Raw genomic sequence first — 24,388 nt, forward strand, 5'->3', positions numbered from 1 at the left:
CACCCATAGCGTCCCCACTGCCGGAAGTGGGGACGGTGGTAGCTCCTACGCAATGAATGCCCAAAGGGGAACTTACCAATCCATGCAAAATGGGGGGTATCCCTATGCTTTTCGTCAGGCGGCTTGGGCGGGTTTTTCCTCGTACAGGCTGCCGTTTCTGAGCATGGAGTAGATGACGTCGCAGCGGCGGCGGGCGAGGCAGATGGCGGCGGCGTTGTGTTTCCTTCCCTGGTCCCGTTTCCTTTGGTACTAGGCCTTTGAGGCCGGGTGGTGGCAGCTGGCGATCCAGGCGGATCTGAAGAGGGCGTTCTTGAGTTGTTTGTTGCCGGAGGGGGGGAATTCACCGCGGATCGAGGTGCCTGAGCGTCGTGTCACGGGGGCGATGCCGGCGTAGGCGGCGAGGTGTCCGGCGGAGGTGAAGGTGCCGGCGTCGCCGATGGTCAGGAGTATCCTCGATGCGGTCTTGATGCCTACTCGCGGCATGGACATCAAGACCTGGGAAAGAGGGAAGTCATCAAGAAGTTTTTCGACTTCTTCGGCCACTATGGCGCGTTGGTGTTTGAGTTCTTTGATTTGCGCCGCGACGCGGGGGATGACCAGTTCGACGGCATCGGTGCCGATGACTGTGACGGTCTGCTCGCCCAGCGCCGAAAAGACCGCGTCGATCAGGTTCACCGGGTCCTTGCGGCTGTGGTTCCGTGCCCACCGCAGCACGTTTCCACGCCCGGCGGCGCGCAGACCGGTGGGCCCGGAGTACTTGATGAACAGCTCCAGTACCAGGGAACGGGTCAGTATGGTTCACGGGAAAACCCTCTCTAGGGCCGGAAAAATCTGCAGCAGCAGGGAGCGCAGGCGGTTGATCGCCCTGGTGCACTCAGGGTCAGATCGGCGTCGAATGCGGACAGCACCTTCAGCGCCGCGAGCACTTCGCTGTCCCGGTCAACGGCACGCAGCGTGTGAGGCATCGCGCGTGCGGTCTCGGCGATGATGAACGCATCTCTCGCGTCCGTCTTGGACTTTCCGGGATACAGGTCGGCCGCTTTGCGCATCGCCAGGCCGGGCAGTTAGGCCACCGTGCAGCCGCAGTCCCGTGCCACGGCTATCGGCAGTGAGCCGATGGTGTTGGGCTGATCTACGATCACCAGCACCCCGCCATGCTCCTCGCAGGCCGATGAAAAGCTCTCGCATCCGCGCCTCGTCCTGCGGCAACGGCTTATCAAAGACGCGTTCGCCCGCAGCATTCAGTGCCGTGGCGTGATGCTCGGACTTGCCGACATCGAGTCCGCAGTAAACCCCGTATCCTTCGTCCATCCGGCGCTCCTTTGCACCACTAAATGGCCGCAGTCACGACACCCGATGCTGGCACCCACGTTACAAAGAGACCTGGCCCAGCGGAAGGAGCCGGCCGTGTCCCTATCGGCAGTCAACGCGTGTCTCCGGACCAGGCGACAACACCCCCCCCGGATCATCAATGACAGGGCAAGAAAGTCATACCAGGTTCAGCGACCAAATCCCCGACCTTCAGGACCCAATAAATGTAACGGGGTTAGACCGTACTTTGCACGGCGTGCTGATGGCCCATGCGTCGGTTCAGCCGCACGTAAGCGAGCCGGCGGGCATACGACATGGCGATGGCCTTGGCGTTTCCAATCGCCAGGTCGGTCCAGCTAAGCAGCGTCGGATCATCCTGTCGGAGATGGTTGTGGAACGCGATAGCCTGATCGGACTGCTGGCGGGCCAAACGAACACTCCATTGGCTTGCGCTGATCCGGAAAGATGCCAGTGTCTCCCGGAGCGCGATGAAGTCGCCGTGTCGGCAGATGCGTACCAGAGTCGCTTCATCGATGAGGTACGGATGAGAGTTGTCCCACCAACCTTCCTCAGCCAGCAGCTCGCGCTTAAACAAGGAGCACGCAGGTTCCCCGAAAATATTCGAACCGGCGAGAACTGTGGCACGAATTGCCTGACGTCCACTGACACGGCCATTGACACCCTGTAGCCCGCGGCCCTTCAAAAACAGCCGGCCATCGGCGTCAACAAGGTCGCGCTTGGAGGAAACCATAACTACGCCTGGATTGTCTTCGACGGCCTTGACCTGGCGCTCCAGCGCGTCCGGTGAGATCAGGTCATCACCGCAAACAAGCTTGAGGTATTCACCTTCCGCCGCCTGGCTTACCCTGTTCCAGTTGGCTTGAGCACCGCCACCGGGCGGAGTGGGGGTCAGGACACGTACCTTGGGGTTGTTCGCAAACTTGGCGATCACGACAGCCGTGCCGTCGATCGAGGAATGGTCAGCGATCACGACCTCGTAGTCCTCGTAGGTTTGGTTCAAAACTGAGAGGAGGGTCTCCTCGATGTACTGGACATTGTTATACGCCGGAATGACGATCGAGACCTTGGGGCTCATGGAGTGCTTTCCTCGGTTGCTTTCTTAGGGGACACGAGTTTGGGGCTTCGGCGGAAGGAGAAATACCTGTGGCCGAAGTAGTTGATTATGACCGTTAAACAGGTGATGACAAGTTGGGCTGGAATCTTGGGGTAACCGATTACTTCGTGGGCCACGAGGAGCAGCACCATGTTCGTGAAGAACATCGTGAGATTGACGAGGGTAAACCTGCCGAGATCCAGCCAGAAGTGGCCTTCGACCCGGAAAACCAGCTTCCGGTAGACAAAGAAAACCGCCACAAGGGAAACTACGAATGCAATACTCAGAACCACAGGAGAGGGCAAGCCCGGATACAGCCATGCAACAGCTATGAACAGGCCAGTGCTGAAAGCAGTGTTCGCGCCTCCCACGAGGACAAACGCCACGCGTTGATCCTTGACGATCTTTAACAGGGGGCCTGGGGGACCGTTATGGATACCCTTAGCAGCCTCCTCGGGAACAGCTTTCCCGGGCATTTCGGGCTGCATCATGGTACGCACCTATTCCTAGAACTCTTGGGCCGATCACCGGTAAGACACACCCTAGACTACCGAAGTGCGGCAACGCCGTCACAACGGCGGGCTCGGCCCGGGGCATCAGGGAGCCGGCTCTCACGGCTCAGAGTTGGCCCGCCAGGGCCAGCCGCTGGACCTCCTGGACGGTGTTGTTGATCCCTACCGCAAGTGGCGTCACAGGATGCGCGTCAAGTTCGGGCCAGACGACGGATCTCAGGCGCAGGTCATGCGCCTGGGCCTTCGCGTACGGAGAGGCGCCTAGGATGATCAGCGGACGGCGCTTGAAAATCGCTTGGCAAGCACCGATCAGGTTGCCGATGGTGTCGGCCCGCTGTGAGGCCAAGATCTTCACGACTGTTTCTCCCGGGAGGACGTCGCGAAGAACCAGTCGTTCCAGCCCGTCCGCAACCAGTCGGCTTGCATCGTCGACGAACAGGTAGTCGCGCAAAGTGTCCAACGACACGTAGACCGAAACCGGCGCGCCGGTGAGGTGTGCCTTGGCGAATACTGAGATAAGGCCCTGCGGCTTCCGTAGATTTTGGCCGGGACCGTACAGATTGCTAACCCTGCCGACAAGGGTCCGGACTCCCGTACGCCGCGCGAAGTCGGCAACCGTCGCTTCGGCCCGAAGTTTGGCGAAGCCGTAGGGAGCCAATGGCTGCACAGGGCTGTGTTCCGTGAACGGGGGCGTGCTGGACCCGGCGTAGACGCCCCCTGCTGAGGATGCCAGGAACATTGTCCCGTTCTTCCCCCCGGCGTCGCAAAGTATTCCTTCGAACTCTTCTAGTGCTTTAGCGAATAGGGAGAGCTCTGCTTCGAGCGCTTCGGGCGAAGTTCCGGTGACACCTGCTCCTGCGCACCAGGCAATCGTCCAGGGCCCGGAAGCGGCAGTGTCGCGCAGACTCTGGGCTCCCTCTCGGATCGCTTGAATCGCAGCCTCCGGGTCGGACCAAGGGATCGTGCTGGTCAGGACGGAGACGTTGCGGGATTTGAGCTGTCTAACGACGGCCTTGCCGAGGAGTCCACCGGCGCCGATCACCCACGCGGGCCTAGCCTGCATCAGTGAACGGGCCCGAGGGCGACGTGGCCGACACTTTGTGCACGGTCTTGCCGAGCGGACCTAATGCCGGGTCACTAACAATCAGGTACGCGGGCTTCCCCATTGCCATGTTGACGTTCACCCCCACGTACTCCGCAATGACCCCCAAGGCAAACAGGATGGCGCCGGTGCTGACCAGCAGTACCACCATCGTCGAGGTCCAGCCCTGTTGCCCCGCTCCGTGGCCGGTCAAGTACGCGATCACAAAGAATATGGCGAGTCCGATCCCCGCAAGCGCGAAGACGGCTCCGATTAGGCTAACCAGGCGAAGTCCGCGGGTCCCGCTGGAGATCACCATGCGCCAAAAATGCGAGAGTAACGAGCGAAGTCGGTAGCCTGAGCGCCTGTCACCTTCCTCGCGCAGCATCACGGGACACGTAACTGTCTTGTCGGCAATCCAACCCATGGCTACGTCGAGGTACACGCCATGACCGGCGTACGCGGCAACTGACCGCGCGACTTCGCCCGTCACCAGCCGAAAGCTTTGGTAACTTGTGGCATCGTCGCTCGAAAGAAGGAAACGAACCGTACGCTTGGCACCCTTTGACGCCAAGTTCCGAAGGAAACCGTGAGGGGCAGAGTTGCTAGGCATCGCATAGGTGACCGAGGCATTCTGGGCCATAGCCGTGTCGAGCAAGTCGCCGATGGCAGCGGGATCATGCTGGCCATCCTCATCCATCGTGACAACCCAATCCCCGCCGGCGGAGGCCATGCCAGCCAAGGTTGCGGCATGCTGCCCGAAGTTTCGGCTCAACCAGACGCCGCGGACAATGTCAATGGAACTGGTCAGGGAGCGGATGACGGCGGCCGAATTGTCCGGCCCGTGATCGAAGACGAGCAGGACTTCAGAGATCACGTATTCGTGCCCACCGCTTGTGGTTGATGCATTCCGATAGGGGAGAAGTTCATTGACCACTCTGACCAGAGTCTTCTCGCCCTGGTACACGGGGATGACCACGGATATGCGGTGCGGCGTCGAGTTGGTCTCTGGTTGAGGGAGTGTCATATCAGCAGATTCTACCGGCTCCTATCATCCCCGGCGTTGAAGGGCTTTTGGGAGCGCCTGCCAGCGTCGGGTGGACTGTTATCTGGATTCCGGGATCGACCATTCGGGTAACATGTACCTGTCCCTGGCAACGTCCTGCGGTGGACGCATGCCCAAAACTGAACGGATCGTGAATTGCAGCCTTCCTTATCGTCATCTTCGAGCTACAGGAAATGGCTATTGCTTACAGCTGGCTCGGTGCTGGTTCTGAGCCTAATTCCGCTTGTGTTCTACCGCCGCTACTACTTCCAGGACGACACCGAAAATGGTGCCTATGGAGTGTGGTATCACCTCGGTGAAAGCCTCTTCCAGGGGAGAGTGCCGGTCCTGAATCCGTCCGTCTGGTCCAGCGGCAACTACATAGCTGAGGGGCAATGGGGTACCTGGAATCCTTTGGTCATGCTTTTCGGGCTGCTGGCCTACATGAGCCCAAGCACGGTCATCCTCGCCACGGGAATGAAGATCGGAATGCTCCTAGCTGCGGGCATGGGCACTTTCCAGCTCGCCAAAAGTTACTCGGTTGCGCCCCAGTGGGCATTCATCGCAGGTATAGCTGTCCCACTCAACGGCTTTACAATGTACTTCGATGCGCCCTCATGGGTTACTGGGGCACTCGTTTGGGCCATATTCCCGTTTTTCTGGAGTGAGCTTAGGAAACTCATGGGCGGTAAGCGGAATCCGTTCTGGGCCTTTATCACTGGCTATCTAATCGTCACTGTTGGCTATGTGGCTGGCACCTTGGCGATCAGTTTCATTTTGCTTGCGGTGGGGATTGAAACGCTCATCCGTAGAGCCTGGGTTCCCGCCATCAGAATTGCAATGGCCGGCGTTTCCATCGCTCTTGTGGCGGTCGTGGTCTTTCTGCCCGGGGTCCTCACGGCGGCCGTTACGTTCCGCGGCTCGTCCGCGATCTGGAACGATGACTTCATGAGCATGGATTTCAATAGCCTGCTTATGGCCCCAATAGCCACCGCGTATCCCATGCTGTTGTCATGGTGGTGGGCCGGTACTAGCGCCACAAGCCCGGCAGCCTATATAGCGTGGTTCTTGCCCGCTATTGCCTTTGTGAGCTGGAGCCGCTTTAAGAACCTTGCTCCCGAACTGCGCGACCTCTTCTTCTTCCTGGCAGCAGCCGTCGCCTTCGTGCTTTTGCCCACGGTGATCGGGCCCCTGCGGTACCCCGCGCGCTTTATGCCGTACGTTGCCATGGGAGCCGTGATACTCGTGATCGTGTCGGTAGCAAGAGCCCGGCGACCGTTCATTGGGCGCCCTGCACTTTACTTCGGGGTCAGCCTGGTTGCGCTCGGAGCTTACGTCGCATGGGCACAAGTCCCAGCAAGATTCCCGGTAATTTTTGTCACAGCTCTCGGGGTTGTCGCTGCGCTCGCGGCGCTCTGGTGGCTACTGAATCAATCAGAAGCAAAGTCATATAGGTGGGGTCGATTCGGCTGGAGCGCCATGTCGGTCCTCGCCATCGGAGCCCTGCTGGTTACTGCCGGGACCACTCTGCTCCAGCACGCCACGACCACCAGGAGCAGCCTCTCCATCGCTAACCAGCCAGCAGATGTTTCTACTTACAAGGGTGTGCTGCAGGGCGTCCAGAATGATGTGTTGGTGGTCGGTGACCCCCTGGACTACCCCCAGGAGAAGAAGACATGGGAGCAAACCCTTCTGGCAAATGCCTGGTACCTCAGCGACGCGAGGGTTATGAACCGATACCAGTTGGTGGGCTTCGCAAAATTCAATGAGCTCTTGTGTCTCCGCTACCTCGGAGGCACGTGCCCCGAGTTGGCAACGACGCTCTTTGAACGCCGTGCGGAGACAGGCCTGCTCCTGGTAGACGAACTACACATTGACAATGTGCAGATTCTCAAGAAGTCACTGAGTGGTCCCCGGGGTATCCCTGCTGTTCCGGAAGGTTGGCACGTAGCAGCCGATACGGACGGCACCGTCCTCTGGAGCCGGGACATTCCGCTCGGACCGGCCGGCGGAGTGACCTGGAGCCAGCAAGGAACGCAAGTTACCGAGGTTTCGAGGGATGACACGAAGGTCGTCCTAAAGGTAGACGAGGTCCCGGAAAGTGGTGGCAGCGTAGCCCTGAGCCGGCTGCCCTGGCCGGGATACAGTGTTGAGGGTGCAAAATTGATGGAACAGCCTCTCGGCGGATATCTGCTCGGTCTGCAGATCCCCTCGGACGCTCAAGGAAAGCTCATCACAGTCAGCTTCGAACCGCCTGGTTGGCGTCTCGGGATTCCAGTGTGGGCCGTGGCAGTCGCTGGAATGATTGTTTGGAGCCTGCTGTCCCTGCGGCGCAGACGCCCGGGCACGCGGGGGCAGCCGGAACAAGTTCACGAGAGGGATCGAGTAACAGCATGACAGTAGTCAGGAACAATGCGCGTTTTCCAGCCGCGACCAAAGTCCTGGTGATCATGCCGGCATGGAACGAGCGGGATTGTATCGGTAACACTGTCCACGAAGTCATTGATCTGGGCCGGAACTACAACGTCCTCGTCGTCGACGACGGATCCGACGACGGGACGCCGGAACTGGCTGAGGCGGCCGGGGCACATGTCCTTCGGCTGCCCTTCAACCTTGGCGTGGGAGGTGCGATGCGGGCGGGCTTTAAATACGCACATCGAATGGGCTATGACGCCGTAGTCCAGGTGGACGCGGACGGGCAGCACGACCCAAGGGATATTCCCTCCGTAGTCGAAGGCCTCGCTTACTCCGACATTTCGATCGGCGCCCGGTTTGCCGACAAGGGACAGTACAGCGTGAGAGGCCCACGGAAATGGGCGATGCGCCTGCTCGCGGCTGTCATTTCCAGGATGGCCGGCACTGAGCTTACAGATGTGACTTCCGGGTTCCGCGCGGGTAATACCCACGCCATTGCCCAGTACCTGAAGCATTATCCCGCCGAGTACCTGGGCGACACCATAGACTCACTTGTGGTAGCGATCAGATCCGGGTGCATCGTCTCACAAACCGGAGTCGAGATGCGGCCGAGGCAGGGCGGACAGCCCAGCCACAATCCCGCGAAGTCTGCCATCTATCTGGTCCGGTCGCTGATGGCACTCTTTTTTGCCATGACCCGGGGCAAAGCGCCCTCCTCTCACGAAAGCGACTTCTGACCGTGGAAAGCATTGCAGCCCTCATCTTCTCCTTGCTTGTCCTGGGTAGCGTTGTGTTCTTGCTCCGCGGTAGGGGCCTACGCGAAAAGTACGCGTTTCTGTGGCTATTTGTCGGCATGGCCTGCCTGGTGCTCACTGCAATTCCCGGCATGCTGCGCGGGATCAGCTCCCTGATCGGTGTGCAGGTCCCGTCCAATCTCCTCTTTGCTATGGGCATCATCTTCCTCACGGGTGTCGCATTACACCTGTCCTGGGAAGTGTCCGTTCTTGAAGAAGAAGCGCGCACGCTGTCCGAAGAAACTGCAATTGGACGCGCCCGGTTGGAGGAGTTGGAGCGGAAGGTGGAAGCTCTGTCGTCGGCAGCCAGCAATGCAAGCCGTACACCGGCCACTCCAGAATTGCACGGACACCAGCCCGCTGATTCACCCTGAAGGATCGGTCTGACCTATTGGCCTCACACCATCACGCTTGTGTACGTGCATAGTGGTGTGGAGTGCTTGGAGGAAACTTTCTTGAAAATACAATTTGGCACGCCTGTTGCCGAAGCTGGTGGCAGAGTCCAGCGCTGGGTTTGTACCAATGACCGTTTGGCGCGCCTGATTGTAGTGCTGGTATTTCTGTCGTTCGTTCTATTCGGGATCACGACGTCGAATATTGGCATTTCGGACCTACGACAGGATCCCGACAACCCACTTGGCTGGCAGTTGGGCCCGTCCCGGCCAATTCGGTCCGATGAGATTCACGCATTTTCGGCTATCGTCATTTCCATTCTTGCAACTCACGGCGCCCCGGCCCTCAGCCCGCTCGCTGCGAGGGCTGACTTGGTCCATAGGTTCCCCACCGACGGCTTCTTTGAGCAGTTTGTCTTTTTTGACTCGACCATGCTCCATGCATCCGCGATCATCCCTGAGGACATGCTATTTGCCGCGCACTGGTGGCTTCCCTCACTGATCCTGCTTCTAGCCATGCCGACCTGGTTCCACCAGCTCGGCCGCTCGCGCCGTTACGGCTGGTTCGCGGCCATCCTGATTTTAGTTTCGCCCTCGAGCGCGTGGTGGTCCTTGATGCCGGTTGCACTGATCGCCTACACATTGGCCGGTTGCGTGCTGATGATCGCTGCCTTCCAGCGCTTTCAACAAGGCCAGCGCCTCATACCAGGTGTTATCGCAGTCGTGGGAGGCATCCTGATTGCGGGACTCCCAAGCTTCTATGCCCCATGGTCCCTCCTGCTCGGACTCCCGGTCCTGATCGGTTCCACGTTGTGGATACTTCTTCGGCCCTGCGCCTGGGCACCCCGGCTGAAATCCATCCTCATTACTGGGGGCACAGCCCTAGTCTTTGGCGTTGGGACTCTCCTGGAGAACAGGGAGGGACTGGAGGCCCTTCTAAACACTGTTTATCCGGGCTCCCGTCGGGCGGAAGCGGAACCCCAGCCCCTCGGCCGTGTTCTCGGGGCTCCAGCTCTCGGCCCGCTGCAGTTCGACGAGCCTGTAGGTATCAACGCGAGCGAATTGTCGTCGTCGTTCACCGTGTTCTTCGTGTGGATCATTGTCATCCTCCTCGCAGCGCAATGGAGGCTTACCTTCCGGAATAACGTTATCGAATGGACATTCGGAACGTGGTCGCTATTATGGATCGTCTGGATCAGCACGGGCCTTGGTCCCAAGAGTCAGAAATTGCCCTTACTCAACCTCGTCACGCCGCCACGTGCGGCCCAGGTGGTGGGCGTGCTCGCGGTAATACTCATTGGCCTACTATTGAGCCGCTGGTCCCCACCTGCCTCCTGGCGCATACCGCTGCTGGCCGGCGGCGGGTGTGCACTGGCTACGGCGTACGCGGCATCGCTGCTAAAGGCATCGGACCTGCCCTCGATTTCAACCGGACTGATTATTCTTGCCGCGGCCGGGGTTGGATTGGCGGTTGCTGTGATCACGAAGTATCCGCAGCGGCGGTGGCCTTTGATACTTTGCATGCTGCTGGCGGCTCTTCCCATGGTCCGGGCAAATCCCATACTCGCCGGCCTGGGGGATCTGCGAGCTTCGGATACTGCTAAGGCAGTGGGTGCGCAGGCAGCGGCGGCGCGGGCAGAAGGAAGGCTGTGGGCAGCCGACAGCCCGGCGCTGAACACTTTGCTGCTAACTAACGGCATGCCCTCCCTCTCGGGCCTCCAACGTTCTGGACCAGACGTGGTGGCATGGCAAAAGCTGGATCCAGATTCCGCCTTCGCTAGCAAGTGGAACCGAGGGGGAGGCTACATTTTCTTCTCCTGGGCACCCGGCCAGCCGACGTCTTTTTGGACCAACGACTTCGATGCCGTCGGCGTCACCGTTGATCCTTGTGAACTCAAGAGCGCCTGGCAGAGCCTCGACAAGATAGTCTCTTCGCAGCCCCTGGACGCAGCATGCTTGAGCTTGGATTCTGAACTTCAGTGGCAGGGAAAACCGTCCTACGTCTATGCCGTGCGTTGACCGCAGCGTCCGGTGACACCATCGACCAAGGAGTCTGTTGTGGAGCTGAGTGCGGTAGGCGGGTGCAGCCGCCTTACCAGGCCCTCTCGTTTTGAACGTAGCGGTTTGGTGAATACACGCTACGTGTTAGCTCCAAGCGAGGCTGTCCCTTTGCACGCCCCGCCCAAAGCCTCAATGAATGCAGCTACCCTTCAATTTGACCGGCGCTCCAGCAGGATTCCACGAAAGAGAAGCCACACTGCGAGGGCAATTATCGCGGTGAACCCGGCCGTGCACAACAGCATTCCGCCAGGCGGCTGCCATGAGGGATGGGTGATCATCTCAATCCAGCGACGGTCCAACGTCCAGCCGGTCACATAGCGCCGGAGAGTTTGCATGAAGGTCCAGAAGTGGAAGACGGCAAGGAGGATGACCGTTGCTTTGAGGAGACCTGCGGCCTGCGGGGAGAATCCCTGCGAATTCATGCGATCCAGCGCCAAGCCACAAACCATCAGCAATGGAACGAAGACTGCCAGGATGTATCGGCCCTGCCAGACAATTCCGATCGACTCAACAGCTTGGGCCTGAAGCAGCGGCGGAAGCAGCAGTAGAACGGCGAGCAGGAAGATGGTTGCGGTCCGGCCACGGCCTCGGGCCAAGACCACGGCGGCCATCACGAGCGCTACGCCGAGTCCCAGCCAGAGAACATATGCACCCATTGGTGCTGGCACCTCCAGCCAGCCAAACTGTCCCACATATCCCGTGGCGTAATCAAAAGTCCGGTCCACCATAATTTCGGCCCCGGTTAAGGGGGAGGACCCTGCACCTTCAAAAGGATTACTGGAAAGACTGTGATGGTGCGTAAGCCAATAAAGCGCGAAAGTGCAGGAGAACCCAATCACGACGGTTCCGACCCACACCCAAGCATTGCGGCTCAGGGCCTTGAGCTGTGGCCATGAGCCAAGAATTCCGGCGGTGACAACCATGAGCGCCAGCCAGAGCAGGGACAGGCCCTTGGTGTTGGCCAGCACGCAAGCTGATGCGGTGATGGTTGGGACAAGGCGCCAATAGGCTTGCGGGTCACCTGAACGCTGCAGCAGCAGCACAAGATTAGCCAGCAGGGCAGCAGAGGTTGTGTACTCAAGGGAATTTGGATTGACGGCACCGTTAAGGAACAGAACCATCGGGGTCATCGCCGCTGATGTCGCAGTTAGAGCCCATTTTCGCCTCCGCAGCTGCGAGAGTGCGGAAAAAGCAGACGCCAGGAACAGGCAACTGATCAACGCGCTGATCAGCCGCATCCCATAGACGGCGGCCGCGCCGCCGTCCAAAAGCGACGGCAGCCCAATTAGGGCGTAATAGATCGGATTGTAGTTACTCGCGGAGGTTCGCGCCTCTACTAGAGCCCTCCCGTCACCACTGAACGGCGGGACGCAGGAAGGGGTGGTGTCCCTCTTTTGGGCGAAACATCCGAAAGTGTCGTAGTAGGCGATCCATGCTGGCACAGTAACCAGCTGGTAAGCACCGCCGGCAGGCATTTCACGACCAGTTAGCTCGCCCCTGACCACCGCGGCGGCTTTGATGACGTGTGCGGGTTCGTCAGGCACGCCCATTAGAGGACTAGCAATGGTCCATGCACTGGAAAGTCCCATGAGCACAAAGAAGGCCCACCAAAAGGTTCGACGTCCTCTGCGCGGTTGCACCGGGCAGACCTGGCGCTCCGTGGCCAGGTCGTCAAAGACCTCTCCTCGGTGCACCCTCGGCTGGATCAACGACCGTTTTCTAGCAGTCCGAGGAGGTAGCTTCCGTACCCGCTCTTCATCAGGGGTTCGGCTCGTTCCCGGAGCTCGTCGTCGCTGAGGAAGCCCAGGCGCCAGGAGATCTCTTCAGGGGCACCGATCTTCAATCCTTGGCGGTTTTCCGTCGTCCGGACGAAGTTGGATGCGTCGTTCAGGTCGTTAAAGGTTCCGGTATCGAGCCAAGCAGTGCCTCGGGGGAGAATCTCAACGTGGAGCTTCTCGCGTTCGAGGTACGTGCGGTTGACGTCGGTGATCTCCAGTTCGCCCCGTGCGGATGGTTTGAGGTTCCGAGCAATTTCGACGACGTCGTTGTCGTAGAAGTAGAGGCCCGGGACGGCGTAATGGCTCTTGGGCTTCGACGGCTTCTCCTCAAGGGAGATGGCCTTGCCACTTGAATCAAACTCCACGACACCGTAGGACTTAGGGTCGGCGACCCAATACCCAAAGACGGCACCGCCGTCGATGTTCTCGAAACGACGCAGCTGAGTGCCCATCCCATGGCCGTAGAAGATGTTGTCGCCAAGGACAAGTGCCACTGGATCGTTGCCGATATGCTCAGCTCCGAGAACAAACGCCTGCGCCAGACCGTCGGGGGAAGGCTGCTGCGAGTAGGTGAGGTTCACGCCGAACTGGCTGCCGTCGCCCAGTAGCCGCTGGAACTGCTCGGCGTCGTGGGGTGTGGTGATGATTAGGATATCTCTGATGCCCGCCAAGATGAGGGTGGAGAGCGGGTAGTAGATCATCGGCTTGTCAAAGACCGGCATTAGCTGTTTGCTGACGCCCAGAGTAATCGGATGGAGACGTGAGCCGGTACCGCCGGCCAGAATGATTCCGCGCATACAGCTCATCTTTCCTGCCGACTCGCGCATCATCCAAATCCGGTAACCTTTGAAACTATGCAGCGACTTCTAGTAACCGGCGGAGCCGGCTTTATCGGCTCCAACTTCGTCCATTATGTCATGTCCTCCACAGACAACCACGTGACCGTTCTCGACAAGATGACGTACGCGGGAAACCTGGAATCGCTTGCGAAGCTTCCGGCCGAGCGCTTCCAGTTCGTCAAGGGAGATATTTGCGACCAGCCCCTTGTTGAAGACTTGGTGGCGGCTGCCGACGTCGTTGTCCATTACGCGGCAGAATCCCACAATGACAATTCGCTGCATGATCCCCGGCCGTTCCTGGACACGAACATCATCGGCACCTACACCCTGATAGAGGCCGCACGGAAGCACAACAAGCGCTTCCACCACATCTCCACGGATGAGGTTTACGGGGACCTGGAGCTCCATGACCCGGCACGGTTTTCGGAGAACACACCGTATAACCCCTCCAGCCCCTATTCCTCTACCAAGGCAGGCTCGGACCTGCTGGTTCGGGCCTGGGTGAGGTCCTTTGGCCTGCAGGCGACCATTAGCAACTGTTCGAACAACTACGGCCCGTATCAGCACGTGGAGAAGTTCATTCCCCGGCAGATCACCAATGTGATTGATGGGATCCGTCCCAAGCTCTACGGCAAGGGTGAGAACGTGCGGGACTGGATCCACGCGAATGACCACTCCTCCGCTGTATTGGCCATCATAGCCAAGGGTCGAATCGGCGAGACGTATCTGATCGGCGCCGATGGAGAGAAGAACAACAAAGAAGTTGTGGAACTGATCCTCAAGCACATGGGCCAAGCATCCGACGCGTACGACCACGTGGTGGACCGGCCAGGCCATGACCTGCGGTATGCAATTGACTCTTCCAAGCTGCGAGAGGAGTTGGGCTGGGAACCACAGTTCTCGAACTTTGACTCCGGGATAGAGGACACGATCGATTGGTACCGGGACAACGAGGACTGGTGGCGCCCGCAAAAAGCGGCCACTGAAGCGAAATACAAGGTTCAGGGCCAATAGGCATGGAGTTCGGGAAAAAGCTTTCCGTTTCGACTACGCCAATCCCAGGCATGCTGCTTTTTGATCTTCCCGTTCATGGGGACAACCGAGGATGGTTTAAGGAAAACTGGCAGCGGGAAAAGATGCTGGCCCTTGGGTTGCCAGACTTCAAGCCGGTTCAGAACAACATCTCCTTCAACGACAAGGCCGGTACGACGCGAGGGATTCACGCCGAACCCTGGGATAAGTTCGTCTCGGTTGCCACGGGCCGCATTTTCGGTGCTTGGGTGGACCTGCGTGAGGGGCCGACTTTTGGCTCCGTCTTCACTGCCGAGCTGGATGCCGGAAAGGCGATCTTTATTCCCCGTGGTGTTGCGAACTCGTACCAGACTCTTGAGGACAACACTTCATACGTATATCTGGTCAGTGACCACTGGTCCGCGGACGCGGAATACACATTCCTAAATCTGGCTGACGAGACCGTTGGCATCAAGTGGCCGATTCCCTTGGGAACAAGCGGAGGTGTCCGAGAAGGACAAGGCGCACCCACGTTTGGCCTCTGTGACGCCGATGGCACCGAAACGCACCCTCATACTCGGAGCCGACGGGCAGTTGGGGAAAGCACTGCGTGCGATCTACTCAGGCGACGGCAGCGTCGAATTTGCAGACCGCACTGACTTCGACCTCCTGAACCCTGCCTCGTTCCGCACCCGCGCATGGCAAAAATACTCCACCATCATCAACGCTGCGGCTTACACCGACGTGGATGCGGCAGAGACCGAAGAGGGCCGGCAGGCTGCCTGGGCGCTTAACGTTACTGCCGTAGCCGAGCTTGCAAAAATTGCCGTTGCTACTGGCATCGTGCTGGTGCAGGTATCCAGTGACTATGTCTTCGATGGTTCCCGTCCTTCCCACGATGAGTCCGAAGGGCTGGCCCCGCTGGGCGTTTACGCGCAGACCAAAGCTGCTGCCGACGCCGTCGTCAGCGTCCTTCCCAAGCACTACATCATTCGAACCAGTTGGGTCATCGGTGAGGGCCCGAACTTTGTCCGCACCATGGCTTCCCTCGCGGAGAAGGGAATCACGCCCAGCGTCGTCCATGACCAAATTGGTCGCCTGACTTTTGCAGGAGACCTTGCGGCTGGAATCAGGCACCTCTTGGACACGCAAGCACCGTACGGTACCTACAACCTGACAAATGGTGGTGATCCCCAATCTTGGGCTGATATTGCGCGCGACGTCTTTGAGCTGATCGGAGCAGACCGGCAGGATGTCACCGGCGTGTCGACTGAGCAGTATTTTAAGGCTAAGGAAGGGGCACCCAGGCCTTTGAACAGTGTCCTGGTCCTGGACAAGATCGTAAAGGCGGGATTTAGACCCGCGGCAGCCTCCGAGAGGCTGCGGGAATACATCCGGCCGAAAGGCTAGGCACTAAGAAGGTCCAAACGGCCCGTGCAACTGCACGGGTAGAATCCAAGTTATCGCGATCCGGGCTGATCTGGGTCTGAAGGTGCTGTGGCGAATGTGGCGGCGTGGAGAAAATTGTGCTTGCATGTCCTCCGGATCATCACGGTTGAGGTCGCTAGCACGTCTACGTGATAACTTCGCCAGGGTCGCCCCGCCGCAAGCGTTACTCAAATACGCGCTGCCGGGCGATAAATACCTCGAAACGGTTTCTCCTGACACCGTTCAAAACGTGAAGACTGGAACGCCATGAGCAAACTGACGGAAACCGAGCCGGAAACAACTGAACGGAGCACCCGCTTCTTGGACCTCTTCCGCCTCAGTGCCGTACGCTACCTCGTTGTCGGCGGCCTTTCGTTTGTAGTCGATTTTGGCCTGTTGGTGCTGTTCCACCAAGCCCTTGGTTGGGTTGTAGGAGTGGCAACTGCGATAGCGTTCCTCTCGAGTCTCGTTTTCAACTTTGTGGTGCAAAGGAAAGTGTCGTTCGAATCAGGCCACAAAACCCACGTAAGCATGATCCGTTATGCCCTGCTCGTTGCGGCCAACACCGTTGCAAGTGTGATCGTGGTGGAACTCCTGACACCCACGGCGCTGGGTTACATGGGCGGTAAAGTCATCTCCACTGCAGCTATGACTGTCTGGAACTTCTTCTTGTACCGCCACTGGGTCTTCGGGACATCCCCTTCGAAGCGTCCACGGAAGCCCCACAAACATGAGGCCTCCTGACGCCTTTCAATCCCGGCTTTTCCAATTCCGGGCATGAATATGACGGACAGGGTTGGGAAACCTTCGGAGCAGGGAGGTGATGCCGGACTACAAGACAGTCGCGAGGGTCCGCGGGAGGTATCCCTCGTTAGGTTGCATGCCAGTGCCAAGATAGGCCCAGAGCGAGCCGTCAGGCTTCCGGGCAACCACATCGGGAACGGCATCAGAGTTGAGGTTTGAGCCGCTTAGCAGGACATCGTAAATATTCCATCCTGTAGCGATGCGCTTCGCCATACCGAAACGGCCACTCCCGTCTCCGGCATAGAACCACACAGTCCCATCAGGTTTGCGTGCGAGAAGATCATTTTTCCGGTCTGCATTGAAATCGCCACTTCCAAAGAAGTGATCAAAAGCATCCCATCCGTAATCGCCAATTTGAATTGCGCCCAGATATCCGAGATTAGTTGAATTCACGATGCCGGTTCCACGGTACAGCCATAATGACCCGTCTGGTTTTCGGGCGACAATATCCTTCTTGCCGTCATTGTCGAGATCCCCTGCACCAGTTATGACGTCGAAGGCTTCCCACCCGTAGTCGCCAATTTTCTGTGGCGTGCCATAGCCTTGGTTCGCTGCGTCTATGCGGCCAGTACCCGGGTACAGCCAAAGTGTGCCGTCACGTTTCCGTCCCACAAGGTCACTTTTGCCGTCTCCGGAGAAGTCGCCGACACCGGCGAGGAAATCGAAAGCTTCCCAGCCGTAATTACCGATCTTGGTTGGCGTTCCATACGCCCCGGTGCCATTACCTGGATAGAACCACAGCGTTCCGTCAGGTTTTCTTGCCAGCAGGTCTCCCTTGCCATCTCCGTTGAAGTCGGGAGTCCCCACCAGCAAATTGAAGGCATCCCAGCCGTAGTCGCCAATTTTGCGGGCAGGCGAATAGCCTTGATCCCGCATGGCTGTTCCCGCATAGAAGTAAACCGATGCATCGGGCTGGACGCCCACGAAATCCGACATCGAATCACCGTTGCTGTCGCCGGTGCCTAATATTTCGCTGTAGATACCCCAGCCTGAACCAATCTGCCGTGGGTTGGTCAGGGTTGCGTTTCCAGCGTTTGAGTAAAACCAAAGTGTTCCATCCGGACGGCGGCCGACGAGGTCGCTGGTGCCGGTTCCGTCGAAATCTTGAATCGCCACCAGCTGATCGAAGACGTTCCAGCCGTAGTCAATCTGACGTCCGGATCCGGTTTTGCCTGTCCCCGTCCCTGAATAGAGATACAGCTTCCCGTCCGGCGTGCTTGCCAGAAGGTCTGGCTTTTTGTCGCCATCAAAGTCCCGCACACCCAAGATAGAGGTGAAGGCGTTCCACCCGTAGTCGCCTATCTTGACGGCCATAGAGTAGCCCTCATTTGAAGGCGTTACGGCTCCAGTTCCCGCGTAGAACCATAGGGAGCCGTCCAACTTTCGTGCAATGAGGTCATTCTTACCATCGCCGTTATAGTCGCCGACGCCGAGCACACGGTCGTACAACTGCCAGCCGGAACCAATTTTCCTCCCTGCCAGGTATCGGCCCGAACCGTCCCCTGGGTAGAACCAGAGTTCTCCGTCTGGCCGGCGTTGGATTAGGTCGGCGTTGCCGTCTCCATTGAAATCACCCGGAGCAACAGTGCGACGGACGGATTCTGATGGTTCGGGGAGGGATGTCGCACCTGCGAAACGCTGGAGGGACGGGTAATCGCCGTTCCAGACGTTGGAGTCACCGGCCAATGGCCCGGTACTGCTGTATTGCCAGATGCTGTAAGTGCTCCAGCTTGAGGTGGGGACAGGACCCGCATTGTTCGTGGCGGTGAGCGGATACGAAGCAACCCAGAGCGGATAGTCACCAAAACCGGCGGGATTACCGAGACATTGGTTCCACCAGCTTGTATTGGTGTAGATCACCGGGAGCCTGCCGGTCAGTGCTTGCATGGTGTTTCCGAAATCGCGCACCCAGGACAGGAGCTGGCCCGGCGACATGTCATAGCAGGTGTTGCCGAAATAGAAGCCGTTGATTGTTCGGCCTGGATAGGGGTTGAATTCAAAGTCCAGTACGGGAGGCATGGTGTATCCGTCCGCAGACCAGCCCCCGCCGTTCTGCACAAAGTATCGGGCCTGGTCTGTTCCGGAGGACCAGTTGGGAATAGCGAAGTGGTAAGCACCCCTGATCATGCCGACGCTGCGGGATCCCTGGTATTGCGAACTGAAGAGCTCGTTGGTGTAGTAGTTTCCCTCAGATGCCTTTACGTAGGCGAAGCGTGCCCCCATATTCCATTGCTGCTGCCAGTCCACCCCCGGCTGGTGGGCGCTGACGTCCAATCCCTGGATGCCGAAACTTGGCATCCAGGTACCCTCGGTGCTGAGAGACTCCGCGTTCAGTTTCTGTATCCCGGCCGAGGAAGACGACGCCGTCACTCGTTTTGAGCGCTGCCCCATTTCGGCTCCGCCCGGCCCAATGGCCTCCGCCATGGTTTGCGGCGTGGAACTCGGCTGGGCGGTGGGCTCGGGGTCTACCGTCGCTGGTAGAGTCTCGGCCGGACTTTGTTGGACTAGGGCCGAGGGTGATGCAGTCGGCTCGGCTGCAGGCGCGGAAGCCTGGGACGGCGATGGTGTGGGACTCGGCTCCACTGCGGATGCGACACCGGAGAGGCCGGGCCCGATCAGCAACGAGACAGCCAACAGGGCCGTCCCGATTGACTTCATGATTGGGCGACGGGACTGAGACAGGTTCCGTTTCATATGTGCTCCGGAGACAACGAGGCGCTCCCAGGAGCCCTCATCTGGTTGCTGTTCCAGAAGGTTCCCCAGGAACCGGCTGGACAGGAGATTTGACACTTAACGCGCTCACCATAGCACCGTGTTGCTATTGGAAACAGTGATGCTGATGATGCAGGTGGTGTTCCTGCGCTTATCTTGCGCTTATCCACAGGCAGTCTTTGGGGCTTGGCAGGGATGTTGTGCGCTCCTTAGGCTTTAGCCAGTTGCACTGCCTCCGCCGGGGGCGGCAGTTGTATTGGGGACATATGGATGCGCTGGGAATTGTTGAGGACGAGGTCCGCGAGCTGATCCGTCGCCGGGGACTCGACCCGCTTCATCAAGCTGCCGAAGTTCGCCGTCTCGTCGAGGCGGCAGTAACGGACTACGACGAGCGTGCCCTGATGGGGCCGCTTCCTCCCATCGGACCCTTAGATGCCGCACGCCGGTTCCTCTTCGATGCGGTTGCCGGCTTCGGCGTGCTGCAGCCGCTGCTGGACGACACGTCCATCGAAGAGGTGTGGATCAACGCGCCCAACGAAATCTATGTCGCCAGGAACGGCGAGTCAGAATTGACCTCACTGAGCCTGACCGAGCAGCAGGTCCGGGATTTGGTGGAGCGGATGCTCAAGAGCTCAGGCCGCCGGCTGGACATGTCTTCGCCCTTTGTCGATGCCGCCCTGCCCGACGGCTCAAGGCTCCACGTGGTCATCCCGGACGTCACGCGCAGGCACTGGGCAGTCAACATCAGGAAGTTTGTGGTCAAAGCGAGCAGACTTGAGCACCTCGTTGAGCTCGGCACCCTGACGCCCCAGTCCGCCCGCTTCCTTGGCGCGGCGGTTTCCAGCGGGCTCAACATCCTGGTCTCGGGAGCGACGCAGGCGGGCAAAACAACAATGCTGAACTGCCTGGCAGCCAGCATCGGGAGCCGGGAACGTGTCATCACTGTGGAAGAAATTTTCGAGCTGCAGTTTCCCCTGAGGGACGTCGTCGGCTTGCAGTGCCGCCAGCCAAACCTCGAGGGAGAGGGCGAAATCCCGCTCCGACGACTGGTAAAAGAAGCGCTGCGGATGCGCCCTGACCGGTTGGTCGTCGGCGAAGTCCGGGAAGCCGAGAGCCTTGACATGTTGATTGCTTTGAATTCAGGGCTGCCAGGAATGTGCACCGTCCACGCGAACTCTGCCCATGACGCCGTCACGAAGATCTGCACGCTCCCACTGCTGGCAGGCGAGAACATATCTTCGGCCTTTGTTGTGCCCACCGTCGCGTCCTGCATTGACCTGGTAGTGCACTGCAGCCGCAGAGCGGATGGACGACGGGAAGTAACGGAAATCCTGTCGCTGGGCCGGCGCGTCGAAAACGGAATCATCGAATCCTCTCCAGTGTTCACGGTGGTGGATGGCGTGCTGCAGCCACGCGCCAGCTCCATGCCGGCGCAGGAGAAGTTCTCGAGGGCAGGATATGACATCGCCGCGCTGCTGGATCCGCGATGATGTCGGCTCTCCTTGGAGTAACGGCCGGCGCCGGTTTCTTCCTGATCTGGTGGTCCTTCTGGGAGTCGCCGAAGCAGGCAGCTCCTAAGGAAAGGACCAATCGCCTAACAGACCTCCTTGCGGGGGCGGGCGTCGAGAAGGTGTCCGTGGGCGGTCTGCTTGGCACCTGTATCGGCCTCGGACTTTTCGTCGCCCTGGTGTTCTTCCTGGCAACCCGCTCCTGGCCGATCTCGTGTTGTTTCGGACTGTTCGGTGCATGGCTGCCGATCACCATCCTGCGCTGGAAAGCAAAGAGGAGGAGCGCCCTGCTGCGGACTCTCTGGCCGGACGTCGTTGACCACCTGCGTTCAGCCATCCGGGCCGGGTTGCCTCTTCCGGAAGCCCTCATCCAGCTGGGTGACAAAGGGCCCGAAGAACTCCGCCACGTTTTCCGTGATTTCGGTGCCGATTACCGGGCGGGCGGGCAATTCGAAGCATCGCTCAACCAGCTCAAGTACAGGCTTGCTGACCCGGTTGCAGATCGAATCGTCGAAGCCCTCCGGCTGACCAGGGAAGTCGGCGGTTCGGACCTTGGAAAGCTCCTCGGGACGCTGGCCGAGTTTCTTCGCGAAAATGCGCGTACGCGCAGCGAGCTTGAGGCACGGCAGTCCTGGACCGTCAATGCGGCAAGGCTCGCCGTTGCTGCCCCGTGGATCGTAATGATGCTGTTGGCCACGAGACCTGAGGCGGTGCAGGCCTACAACACCCCGATGGGGGCCGCTGTTCTGATTGGCGGCCTGGTCGTCTCCCTGGTCTGCTACTCCATCATGCTCCGGATAGGTGCACTTCCGCAGGACGAAAGGGTGCTCAGGTGACGGAGATTCCACCATCCGCTGTTGTGTGCGGGCTGCTGATGGGCATCGGACTGTGGCTCATCATTTTCCGCTCTCCCTTTATTCGTGCCGTCACGCTTTCCCAACGCATCGAGCCGCAGCTGAAAGCGCAGAACCTTGAATCAAGGTTGCTGCGCGCCGGGGAGCAAAACGTAACGCCATTCGGTTCCTTGGAACGGATTCTTCGCCCCTTTTTACGAGACGGGCTGGCAGCCTTGGGCAGACTAAACCCCGTGTCCAAAGCTACGCACAGAAGACTCGCGCAGGCGGGCATCAACAAATCCCCGGTCGATTTCAGGGCAGAACAACTCTTGTGGGCGGCTGCTGGGATCGGAGTCTCGATCGCCTTCATTATTCTTGGTGCCGCCTACGGCAGGTTCAACCCGTTGCTATCAGTAGCGGCCGTCCTGGGCAGCGCCATCGGTGGCTTTATGTTCCGCGACTACTGGCTCGGCGCTCAGATCCGGCGCAGGGAATCGAGGATGATGGCGGAGTTCCCCGGCCTTGCCGAACTTATGGCGCTTGCAGTGAGTGCAGGGGAGAGCGCTACTGGTGCTCTGGACCGGGTCTGCCGCAGCGCCAAGGGTGAACTCACGAAGGAGTTCTCGAAGATCCTTGCAGAAACGAGGGCGGGCAAACCCCTGGTCCAGGCCCTCCAGGAGTTCTCTGCGCGGACAGAGCTCGCACCTCTCGTTCGGTTCGTGGACGGCATCGTGGTGGCCGTTGAGCGAGGCACACCGTTAGCTGACGTGCTCCGTGCGCAGGCCCAGGACGTCCGGGATGCCGCAAAGCGTGACCTGATGGAGTCAGCGGGAAAGAAAGAAATTGCCATGATGATCCCGCTCGTATTTGGAGTGCTGCCCTTGACCGTGGTCTTTGCCGTTTTTCCCGGTATCGCCGCGATAAACCTGGGTTTCTGAGGGCAGAGATAAGCATGGACGCACAACCAACGGTGGAAACAGAAGCAGGAATAGGACGGAAATGATGGAGAAAATGGGGATTCGCTGCATGGTGCTGTTCCTGTCACTCGTGGCAGTGCTGCTTCCAGGAGTGGGTGTCGGCAACAGTAGGAGAGCTGGGCGGGAAAGGAGCCAGGACCGGCGCCTCGTCGGCGCAGGTTTCAGGGCCAGAGCGGTCGATGATCCTGAGCGGGGCGACGTTCCTGGCTGGGTGATGATCACGCTGATGTCGGCAGTTCTGGTTGCAGCGCTGCTGGCACTGGCCGGTCCTGCGCTGGAAGCCATGTTCAACCAAGCGATGGACAAGGTCGGAAGCTAGCCGGTGGCGCGGTGCACCCGCGGAGCGAACACTGACCGCGTTCTGGACAGGGGAGAGAAAAGGCCGGCCCGGGGCGAAGACGCAGTCCCAGAAGCCCGGCACCATGAAAGGGGCTCGGCTGTAGTGGACTTTGTCCTCGTAGGCAGCCTGCTCACCGTGTTTTTCCTCGCGATCATCCAGCTGACACTGGTGCTGCATGTAAGGAATACGTTGATTGATGCGGCAGCATCCGGTGCACGTTACGGAACACTCGCCGACCGTGATGCAGCCGACGCCCGGGATCGTACCGGCAGCCTGATCCAAACCGCCTTGAACGCGGGCTTCGCTGAACAGGTCAGCACCAGCGAGGTGACATACCAGGGCCTGCGGACTCTGGAGGTAACTGTCAGGGCGCCCATGCCCGTGATCGGACTCATCGGTCCCCGCGACATGCTGGAGGTGAAGGGCCATGCAGCGATGCAGCCATGAGGCAGTGATGGCTCGCTTTCGCGCCCGGCTCATCGAAACCCTGGGCCGCGGGCCACTCGGCCGCGAACCACTCTGCCGGCAGCCGGACGGCCACCACCACGAACGGGGGAGTGCCGTGGTTGAGTTCACCTTCCTGGCGCTGCTGCTGATGGTTCCGCTGGTTTATTTCATCATTACCATGAGCCAGATTCAGGGCGGCTCCTTTGCCGTGGTTGGCGCAGCGGACCAGGCGGCCAAGGTCTACGTAGCCCAGGCCGATGGAGCCACGGCGCAGGCAGCTGCTGAACAGGCGGTGGCGATCGCACTGGCGGACTTCGGACATCCCGTCGACGGGGTGCGTATGGCCACAACCTGCAGTCCGGGAGATTGCCAGGCTGCCGGAAGCGCCGTCACGGTGACTGTGAGCCTGACAGTGCCTCTGCCGTTCCTGCCTTTCAGCAACGACTTCCGGCTCAGCGCCAGCGAGGTGGAGGCATCGTCCACTCAGCTCGTAGGCAGGTTCCGGTGAGAAGGCATTCAAGTGATGAAGACGGCCAGATCATGGTGATGATCCTGGGCTACGTTGTGCTGGCGTTGCTGGTCACCACGGTCGTCATCGGCATTTCCTCGGTGTACCTCGAACAGAAGCGCCTGCTGTCCCTGGCCGACGGCGCCTCCCTCGCTGCCGCTGACAGCTACACCTTGGGCGAAGTGGACACGCAGGGCGGCAGCCCCTCAGCGGTCCTGAACCCTGCCCGGGTCAGGAACGTAGCGGCTGACTTCGTGTCCAGGAGCCCGGCGTCACAGCGCTTCGACGGGCTCGCCATTGCAGGGGCCACCGGCACGCCTGACGGTTCCACCGCCGTCGTGGTCCTCACGGCTGCCGTGCACCCGCCGGTGGTGAACTTCCTGATGCCCGACGGGATAAGAATCGATGCGACCTCCACGGCGCGCTCCCGGCTCACCCGTTGATGGAACGCCCGAGCGAAGCCCAGCGAGACCCG

Annotated in this window: 20 protein-coding genes and 2 pseudogenes; 14 read left to right on the forward strand and 8 right to left on the reverse strand. The window is 59.6% G+C overall.

What is annotated here, in order from left to right:
• Positions 1–114 precede the first annotated feature (114 nt).
• From QF047_RS06570 to QF047_RS06590, 5 genes and pseudogenes are all read right to left on the reverse strand, one after another.
• Positions 115–1,311: pseudogene (locus QF047_RS06570) on the reverse strand (IS110 family transposase).
• Between the two features lie 235 nt (positions 1,312–1,546).
• Positions 1,547–2,407: a glycosyltransferase family A protein gene (locus QF047_RS06575; RefSeq protein ID WP_307274996.1), complete on the reverse strand. Its 861-nt coding sequence runs from the start codon at positions 2,405–2,407 to the stop codon at positions 1,547–1,549.
• Complete coding sequence (locus tag QF047_RS06580; protein ID WP_307274997.1) at positions 2,404–2,916, reverse strand: GtrA family protein; 513 nt, start codon at positions 2,914–2,916, stop codon at positions 2,404–2,406. Before QF047_RS06580 ends, QF047_RS06575 begins: the two co-directional genes overlap by 4 nt.
• A gap of 127 nt (positions 2,917–3,043) precedes the next feature.
• Positions 3,044–4,000 (reverse strand): NAD(P)-dependent oxidoreductase, encoded by a 957-nt coding sequence (locus tag QF047_RS06585; protein ID WP_307274998.1) that lies wholly within the window; start codon positions 3,998–4,000, stop codon positions 3,044–3,046.
• On the reverse strand, positions 3,990–5,045 hold the full coding sequence (locus QF047_RS06590) for a glycosyltransferase (RefSeq protein WP_307275000.1): 1,056 nt from the start codon (positions 5,043–5,045) through the stop codon (positions 3,990–3,992). The genes QF047_RS06585 and QF047_RS06590 overlap by 11 nt, the downstream gene beginning before the upstream one ends.
• Before the next feature lie 219 nt (positions 5,046–5,264).
• Between QF047_RS06590 and QF047_RS06595 the strand changes: the two genes are divergently transcribed.
• From QF047_RS06595 to QF047_RS06610, 4 genes are all read left to right on the forward strand, one after another.
• On the forward strand, positions 5,265–7,460 hold the full coding sequence (locus QF047_RS06595) for a hypothetical protein (protein ID WP_307275003.1): 2,196 nt from the start codon (positions 5,265–5,267) through the stop codon (positions 7,458–7,460).
• Positions 7,457–8,215, forward strand: a complete 759-nt coding sequence (locus QF047_RS06600; protein ID WP_307275005.1) for a glycosyltransferase family 2 protein — start codon at positions 7,457–7,459, stop codon at positions 8,213–8,215. The genes QF047_RS06595 and QF047_RS06600 overlap by 4 nt, the downstream gene beginning before the upstream one ends.
• 2 nt (positions 8,216–8,217) lie before the next feature.
• Positions 8,218–8,646 (forward strand): DUF2304 domain-containing protein, encoded by a 429-nt coding sequence (locus QF047_RS06605; RefSeq protein ID WP_307275007.1) that lies wholly within the window; start codon positions 8,218–8,220, stop codon positions 8,644–8,646.
• A gap of 81 nt (positions 8,647–8,727) precedes the next feature.
• The gene (locus QF047_RS06610; protein ID WP_307275009.1) at positions 8,728–10,683 is read left to right on the forward strand and encodes a hypothetical protein; all 1,956 of its coding nucleotides are present in this window, start codon (positions 8,728–8,730) and stop codon (positions 10,681–10,683) included.
• A gap of 191 nt (positions 10,684–10,874) precedes the next feature.
• On the opposite strand, the gene QF047_RS06615 is transcribed toward QF047_RS06610, so the two are convergent.
• Positions 10,875–12,314 (reverse strand): DUF2142 domain-containing protein, encoded by a 1,440-nt coding sequence (locus QF047_RS06615; RefSeq protein ID WP_307281807.1) that lies wholly within the window; start codon positions 12,312–12,314, stop codon positions 10,875–10,877.
• A gap of 116 nt (positions 12,315–12,430) precedes the next feature.
• Complete coding sequence (gene rfbA, locus QF047_RS06620) at positions 12,431–13,300, reverse strand: glucose-1-phosphate thymidylyltransferase RfbA (RefSeq protein ID WP_307275011.1); 870 nt, start codon at positions 13,298–13,300, stop codon at positions 12,431–12,433.
• A 57-nt stretch (positions 13,301–13,357) separates the two neighbouring features.
• Between rfbA and rfbB the strand changes: the two genes are divergently transcribed.
• The 3 genes and pseudogenes from rfbB (at position 13,358) to QF047_RS06635 (ending at position 16,525) form a co-directional block, all read left to right on the forward strand.
• Positions 13,358–14,356 carry a dTDP-glucose 4,6-dehydratase gene (gene rfbB / locus QF047_RS06625; RefSeq protein WP_307275013.1) on the forward strand — a complete coding sequence of 333 codons (999 nt, stop codon included), beginning with the start codon at positions 13,358–13,360 and terminating at the stop codon, positions 14,354–14,356.
• Positions 14,353–15,763 (forward strand): annotated as a pseudogene (locus tag QF047_RS06630) (sugar nucleotide-binding protein). Before rfbB ends, QF047_RS06630 begins: the two are co-directional and overlap by 4 nt.
• A gap of 285 nt (positions 15,764–16,048) precedes the next feature.
• Complete coding sequence (locus QF047_RS06635; protein WP_307275015.1) at positions 16,049–16,525, forward strand: GtrA family protein; 477 nt, start codon at positions 16,049–16,051, stop codon at positions 16,523–16,525.
• Positions 16,526–16,612: 87 nt separating this feature from the next.
• On the opposite strand, the gene QF047_RS06640 is transcribed toward QF047_RS06635, so the two are convergent.
• On the reverse strand, positions 16,613–19,009 hold the full coding sequence (locus tag QF047_RS06640; protein WP_307275016.1) for a GH25 family lysozyme: 2,397 nt from the start codon (positions 19,007–19,009) through the stop codon (positions 16,613–16,615).
• A gap of 554 nt (positions 19,010–19,563) precedes the next feature.
• On the opposite strand from QF047_RS06640, the gene QF047_RS06645 reads away from it, so the two are divergent.
• From QF047_RS06645 to QF047_RS06675, 7 genes are all read left to right on the forward strand, one after another.
• Entirely contained in the window at positions 19,564–20,787 is a 1,224-nt protein-coding gene (locus QF047_RS06645) for a CpaF family protein (protein WP_307275018.1), read from the forward strand.
• A complete protein-coding gene (locus QF047_RS06650) occupies positions 20,787–21,641 on the forward strand; it encodes a type II secretion system F family protein (RefSeq protein ID WP_307281810.1) in 855 nt (284 codons plus the stop codon). The genes QF047_RS06645 and QF047_RS06650 overlap by 1 nt, the downstream gene beginning before the upstream one ends.
• A gap of 38 nt (positions 21,642–21,679) precedes the next feature.
• Complete coding sequence (locus QF047_RS06655) at positions 21,680–22,579, forward strand: type II secretion system F family protein (protein ID WP_307275020.1); 900 nt, start codon at positions 21,680–21,682, stop codon at positions 22,577–22,579.
• A 64-nt stretch (positions 22,580–22,643) separates the two neighbouring features.
• Positions 22,644–22,937: a hypothetical protein gene (locus QF047_RS06660; protein ID WP_306639103.1), complete on the forward strand. Its 294-nt coding sequence runs from the start codon at positions 22,644–22,646 to the stop codon at positions 22,935–22,937.
• Between the two features lie 123 nt (positions 22,938–23,060).
• Positions 23,061–23,405 carry a TadE family protein gene (locus tag QF047_RS06665; RefSeq protein ID WP_307275022.1) on the forward strand — a complete coding sequence of 115 codons (345 nt, stop codon included), beginning with the start codon at positions 23,061–23,063 and terminating at the stop codon, positions 23,403–23,405.
• Positions 23,406–23,412: 7 nt separating this feature from the next.
• Complete coding sequence (locus QF047_RS06670) at positions 23,413–23,913, forward strand: hypothetical protein (protein ID WP_307275024.1); 501 nt, start codon at positions 23,413–23,415, stop codon at positions 23,911–23,913.
• Entirely contained in the window at positions 23,910–24,356 is a 447-nt protein-coding gene (locus QF047_RS06675; RefSeq protein WP_307275026.1) for a pilus assembly protein TadG-related protein, read from the forward strand. Before QF047_RS06670 ends, QF047_RS06675 begins: the two co-directional genes overlap by 4 nt.
• Positions 24,357–24,388 lie beyond the last annotated feature (32 nt).

The sequence above is a fragment of the Arthrobacter sp. W4I7 genome (genome assembly GCF_030816215.1).
Lineage (GTDB): Bacteria > Actinomycetota > Actinomycetes > Actinomycetales > Micrococcaceae > Arthrobacter > Arthrobacter siccitolerans_A.

What these genes read in the sequence shown, in the direction of transcription:
- QF047_RS06575 (WP_307274996.1), bottom strand. Translation starts at nt 2,407, where the DNA reads ATGAGCCCCAAGGTCTCGATCGTCATTCCGGCGTATAACAATGTCCAG.
- QF047_RS06580 (WP_307274997.1), bottom strand. Translation starts at nt 2,916, where the DNA reads ATGATGCAGCCCGAAATGCCCGGGAAAGCTGTTCCCGAGGAGGCTGCT.
- QF047_RS06585 (WP_307274998.1), bottom strand. Translation starts at nt 4,000, where the DNA reads ATGCAGGCTAGGCCCGCGTGGGTGATCGGCGCCGGTGGACTCCTCGGC.
- QF047_RS06590 (WP_307275000.1), bottom strand. Translation starts at nt 5,045, where the DNA reads ATGACACTCCCTCAACCAGAGACCAACTCGACGCCGCACCGCATATCC.
- QF047_RS06600 (WP_307275005.1), top strand. Translation starts at nt 7,457, where the DNA reads ATGACAGTAGTCAGGAACAATGCGCGTTTTCCAGCCGCGACCAAAGTC.
- QF047_RS06615 (WP_307281807.1), bottom strand. Translation starts at nt 12,314, where the DNA reads ATGGGACTTTCCAGTGCATGGACCATTGCTAGTCCTCTAATGGGCGTG.
- rfbA (WP_307275011.1), bottom strand. Translation starts at nt 13,300, where the DNA reads ATGCGCGGAATCATTCTGGCCGGCGGTACCGGCTCACGTCTCCATCCG.
- rfbB (WP_307275013.1), top strand. Translation starts at nt 13,358, where the DNA reads ATGCAGCGACTTCTAGTAACCGGCGGAGCCGGCTTTATCGGCTCCAAC.
- QF047_RS06635 (WP_307275015.1), top strand. Translation starts at nt 16,049, where the DNA reads ATGAGCAAACTGACGGAAACCGAGCCGGAAACAACTGAACGGAGCACC.
- QF047_RS06640 (WP_307275016.1), bottom strand. Translation starts at nt 19,009, where the DNA reads ATGGCGGAGGCCATTGGGCCGGGCGGAGCCGAAATGGGGCAGCGCTCA.
- QF047_RS06645 (WP_307275018.1), top strand. Translation starts at nt 19,564, where the DNA reads ATGGATGCGCTGGGAATTGTTGAGGACGAGGTCCGCGAGCTGATCCGT.
- QF047_RS06650 (WP_307281810.1), top strand. Translation starts at nt 20,787, where the DNA reads ATGTCGGCTCTCCTTGGAGTAACGGCCGGCGCCGGTTTCTTCCTGATC.
- QF047_RS06655 (WP_307275020.1), top strand. Translation starts at nt 21,680, where the DNA reads ATGGGCATCGGACTGTGGCTCATCATTTTCCGCTCTCCCTTTATTCGT.
- QF047_RS06660 (WP_306639103.1), top strand. Translation starts at nt 22,644, where the DNA reads ATGGAGAAAATGGGGATTCGCTGCATGGTGCTGTTCCTGTCACTCGTG.
- QF047_RS06670 (WP_307275024.1), top strand. Translation starts at nt 23,413, where the DNA reads ATGGCTCGCTTTCGCGCCCGGCTCATCGAAACCCTGGGCCGCGGGCCA.